Source organism: Pseudomonas floridensis, assembly GCF_002087235.1.
GTDB lineage: Bacteria > Pseudomonadota > Gammaproteobacteria > Pseudomonadales > Pseudomonadaceae > Aquipseudomonas > Aquipseudomonas floridensis.
The window spans coordinates 1-4427 of the sequence record NZ_MUIO01000120.1 but is presented as its reverse complement, the minus strand read 5'-3'; the positions used below and the strand labels follow the sequence as shown (position 1 = coordinate 4427).

4 protein-coding genes are annotated in these 4427 nt (G+C 62.0%); all 4 read right to left on the bottom strand.

Features of this window, described 5'->3' with window-relative positions:
• Positions 1-183: 183 nt before the first annotated feature.
• Positions 184-1287 carry a DUF1513 domain-containing protein gene (locus BZK31_RS25170; protein ID WP_083185969.1) on the bottom strand — a complete coding sequence of 368 codons (1104 nt, stop codon included), beginning with the start codon at positions 1285-1287 and terminating at the stop codon, positions 184-186.
• 16 nt (positions 1288-1303) lie between these two features.
• Positions 1304-2368 carry an imelysin family protein gene (locus BZK31_RS25165; protein WP_083185967.1) on the bottom strand — a complete coding sequence of 355 codons (1065 nt, stop codon included), beginning with the start codon at positions 2366-2368 and terminating at the stop codon, positions 1304-1306.
• 30 nt (positions 2369-2398) lie between these two features.
• Positions 2399-3826: a di-heme oxidoreductase family protein gene (locus tag BZK31_RS25160; protein WP_083185966.1), complete on the bottom strand. Its 1428-nt coding sequence runs from the start codon at positions 3824-3826 to the stop codon at positions 2399-2401.
• A gap of 103 nt (positions 3827-3929) precedes the next feature.
• The coding region (locus tag BZK31_RS25155) for a hypothetical protein (RefSeq protein ID WP_102136525.1) at positions 3930-4427 on the bottom strand (498 nt) is incomplete at its 5' end.

Below are 4427 nucleotides of genomic sequence, written 5' to 3'. Positions count from 1 at the left end.
GGTGAGTTGCGCGCTTAACTCGGGAGAGCGGGCGAAAACGCCCTCCCTGTATGAGGCATCGTTCGATTTTCAGCGGATAACGCTGTTTGCCGGGTGAATTTCCGACTTTCCGCTGACTTGCGGCAACTTGATCGGAGAGTCCTTAGCGTTGCAGTGGATGGGCGCGGAAACGTCCGCGCCCGGTCACGCCTGAGCCAGATGCAGGTGGTTGTCCCAGAACCCGGTCGGCAGGTCCAGCGGTGTGGCGAGCAGGTCCGCCTGGCGGCAGTCGTAGAAACGGCAGCGCCCTTGTCCGGAGGTGACGACAAAGCCATCCGCCACCGCGCCGACGCCGGCGCAATCGGGTAACGGGGCGTCCAGTTTCACGGCGCCGCTGTCCAGATCCCAAATGAAGAACCGGTTGCCCCGTGGAGCCGTGAGTGCCACCAGGCGCAGGTCGCTGTGGACCGCGACGCTGGCGGTGTAGTGATTCATGGCGCGCAGTTGCGCTTCAGCGACCGGAAAGGCCTGGAACGGCTGACCCGGCCGTTTGATCGCCAGCAGCTCCGATAACTCGTGGGCGTCGCCCATGAACTGCTGACCCGTGACAATCGTGCCATCGCTGGCAATACCCATGTGGCGCACGCTGTTCATCTGCTGGGCGAGGCTTTCCTTGCTCAGCAGCGTGCCGTCCCGCTGCATCAACACCAGGCTGGGCTGCATGGCGTTGAGGTTCATTTCGACTCGGCTTTCGGCCTCGGTGCGAATGCCGCCGTTGGCGACAACGAGCGTTTCGCCATCCGGCATCCAGGACACCTGATGCGGGCCGATCCCGTGGGTGGACATCTCACCGGCATGCACCAGGCGCTCGTCGACGAACCGATAAGCTCCCAACAGTCCGCGACCGGGGTCGCGGGTATCGTTTTCGGTGGCGTACAACCATTCGCCATCACCATGAATCACCGCGTGGCCGTAGAAATGCCGGTCCGGTTGCGAGGTGATGGTCTGCAGCAGACTGCCGTCGCGCAGGTCGATCAGGTAGCTCTCGGTGCCCGGTCGACGTGCGACGAATACCGCCAGAGGCAGAGCAGGGTGGTTGATGATGTCGTGGCAGCGCTGGCCCACTTGTGTGGCGAATTCCTGCGTACCGTCCAGCCGGTACCCCACGGCGTAGTGCCTGCCGTCGGCATCGTCGCGGGCAGACAGCAGCAGTGGGCCCTGTTCTTTTCGCTTGAACAGCGTCCAGCCGTCCAGCGTGAAAGCGCTGAGTAGCAGACCACCGATGGCCAGTGCCTGACGTCGAAACATCACGTTCACCTCTCGATCAATCGCCGTCGTTGGCGTTAAAGCCCAACTGAATGCCCAGCGCCTTGGCCAGCTCGCCCTCGTGCAGACGATGGACCACGTTCAGGCTGTCATAGAACGCATTGAGCTGCTGGCGTCCAGCGTCGGTGGCCAGCAGATCGGCCAGAGGCGGTTTGAGCTCCGATAGCAGTTTTCGGCTCGCAGCGTAGGCCGCGTCGATTTTGTCAGCCAGCGGTTTCTGATCGGTGGGCAGCAGGCTGCGCAGGCCTTTGTTATCGACGCCGGTCCACACGGTCTCGGCGCTGGCCAGACTGGCTTCCAGACTGCTGAGCGACGATTTGCTGCGCCACGCATCGGCCTGGAACGGCTGCGGCTGGCCCTTGCTCTGACGGCCCAGCGGCGTGCCGAGCTTTTTCTTCAGGCTGTCCAGCGCGGTTACCTGGACCCGCAGCAGTTCGGCAATGGCTTCGTGCGAGTCGGCATAGCGCTGGTTGGGGAACTTGCTCAGTTGCGCGAGCATGCCGTCATTGCTGTTCCAGCGGCTGAGGATTTCCTCGGCCAGTGTCTTCTGACGTTCGCCGATGGCCATCAGCAGCGGGCAATAGCGGGCTTTCTGCTCGGCATTGGCCATGTCGATTTCAGCGTCGAACAGAATGTATTCGTAGGCCGACAAGCCTTGAACCACGACGCTGGCCTTGGACAGTTCTTCGGCGTTGATCTGAGGTTGGGCGGTAACCAGTTGTTCAACCTGACGCCCGACCAGGTTCTTCTTGTCCGGCCAGAACTGCACCTGCCAGGCACGGTTGCCTTCGGCCAGCGGACCAATCAGCAGGGGCTGCAATTCGGCCCAGGTTTTCTGCGCTTTGAGAAAATCGGCACGCGCCGTTGCCAGATCCGTCTTGCCCTGACAGAACGCCAGCGCACTGGTCGCCAATTGACGGTCAGCGTCGACCCAGCGGCTGTAGGTCGGCAGGATCACCTGTTTGGCGATGGCCGCAGAGGTGACAGCCTGAGGATCAGATGGCGAACAGGCACCCAAGGCAAGCGCCGCAAGGCTGGTCAGCAACAACTTGGGTCGGAACATGTCCGGCTCCTTATGCTTGAAAGAGAAAAATCACAATGAGTTTAGAAACGCCAACAACGCCTCGCGCTGTTCGGCATTGAACGCCAATACCTGTCGTTGAGCCGCCTGGGCTTCGCCGCCGTGCCAGAGTATCGCCTCAAGTGCGTTGCGGGCGCGACCGTCATGCAGCAGTTGCGTGTGCCCATTGACCGCACGGGTCAGGCCCAGACCCCAGAGTGGCGGGGTGCGCCATTCACGTCCGGTGGCCTGGAACTCGGTACGATTGTCGGCCAGCCCCTCGCCCATGTCGTGCAGCAACAGGTCGGTGTAAGGACGAATCTGCTGATTGGCCAGCTCGGGTTCGGCAGCGTCCGCTCGAGTCGTGAACGACGCGGTATGGCACTGCTGGCAACCGGCCTGGAAAAACAGATTCTTGCCCGCCAGCACTTGCGGAGCTTCGACATCACGGCGCGCCGGAACGCCAAGGTTACGCGTGTAGAACTCGACAAGACGCAAAATGTTGTCGCTGACCTCCGGCTCCCCATTCGGACCCTTACCGTTCGGTGCCGCCAGGCAGTCGGTCTGAGCGGGGGTGCAGTCGTCGAAACGGCGCAGGCTGGTGGTCAGCCCCATGTCGCCCGAGAACGCGTGCACATTTTGCTGATTGAGGTTCGGTTGCCCGGCTTTCCAGCCGAACCGGCCCATGACGACTTTCTGTTGCGCGTCATCCCAGACCCAATTGGCGCGTCCGGAAATGCCGTCGTCGTTCTTATCGTCCGGGTCGGCGTTGGCCAGAATCGCCTCGTCGGGAATCGCTTCGAGCAGCCCGAGGCCGATCATTGGCGGAGCGATACGTGCCGACGCATGCGTGTCGGGGTGCATGGGGCCGTAGCCCAATTGGGTGATGCGCAGCGTGGGCTGGCGCAACTCGACCACCGTGCCATCCCGGAATTTGACCGGCATCGCATCATACTCGACCCGAACCTTGCCCTCGGGTGCAACGCCGGGATTGGACATGTCCTGCAGTTGCCCGCCATAGGTCGGCTCAGGCAACACGCCATTACGCTGGATCAACTCGGCAAATGCCGGATCGTCAGGGATCGAAAGCCTGACCAGCATCGACACGGCATTGCTGTCACCCGGCTCGGGCGGATGGCCACGACCGTCCTTGATGTGGCAATTCTGGCAGGCATTGGTATTGAACAGCGGCCCCAACCCATCACGGGCAGTGGTGGTGGACGGCGCAATGACCCACGGACTGCGGAAGAAACTGTTACCGACGCTAAAGTCCAGACGGCGTACCGGCGACAGATTGGCCGATGGCAGGGAAAACGCATTCTGGTCGCTCTTCTTCACGGTCGCGCTGCCACCGGACAAGGCCTCGCCCGGTTCGGCATGGGTGAAACGCGGGGCGTCATCACATGCGCTCAGGGCCAGGGCCGTGAACAGCGCAAGAGACAGACGAAGCCGCGTAGCCATACACATCCTGCAAAGAGACGAAAATCAGGGCGTGCAAGCTTATCAGCCTCGTGCCGTTTGAATAAGAGGGATTATCGTTTGCTGGCGTCGAGGCAACGGGTTGTTACGAATTCTCCGGTTCAGTCGTTGGGTGCCTGATCTGGTCATGTCCCGGCTGTAGAGCGAAATGATCGAACACGGTCAGCCCCTTTCGCAGCGTCTTGCGCACGGCTTCGCTCTGCTGGATCAGTTCGTCGCTGGGGGGTTGCCATTGCTCGGGCGGCAGGGGTTTGGACCAGTCGAGCACGGTTTTGGGGAAGGCTTTTTTTGGCAGGCGCTCGACCCAGGCGGCGATGCGGCAGGGCAGGGTCCAGCCGCTGCAGAACTGGATCAGCAGAAAACCGAACAGGTAGCGGATGTACCAGTGATCGTGCCGATAACCTTTGCGGCACATGTGAAAGAACGCCACGGTGCCTTCCTCCATTTCCGGGCCCATCATCGGCTGCGGCAGGGCGCTGGGGCCTTCTTCCATGTAGGCCCGAATCGCCTCCCATTCGCCGACGGCCATGCCCAGGGTGTAACTCGGCACGGTCAGCCACACGACCTGCCCGTCCGACGCATC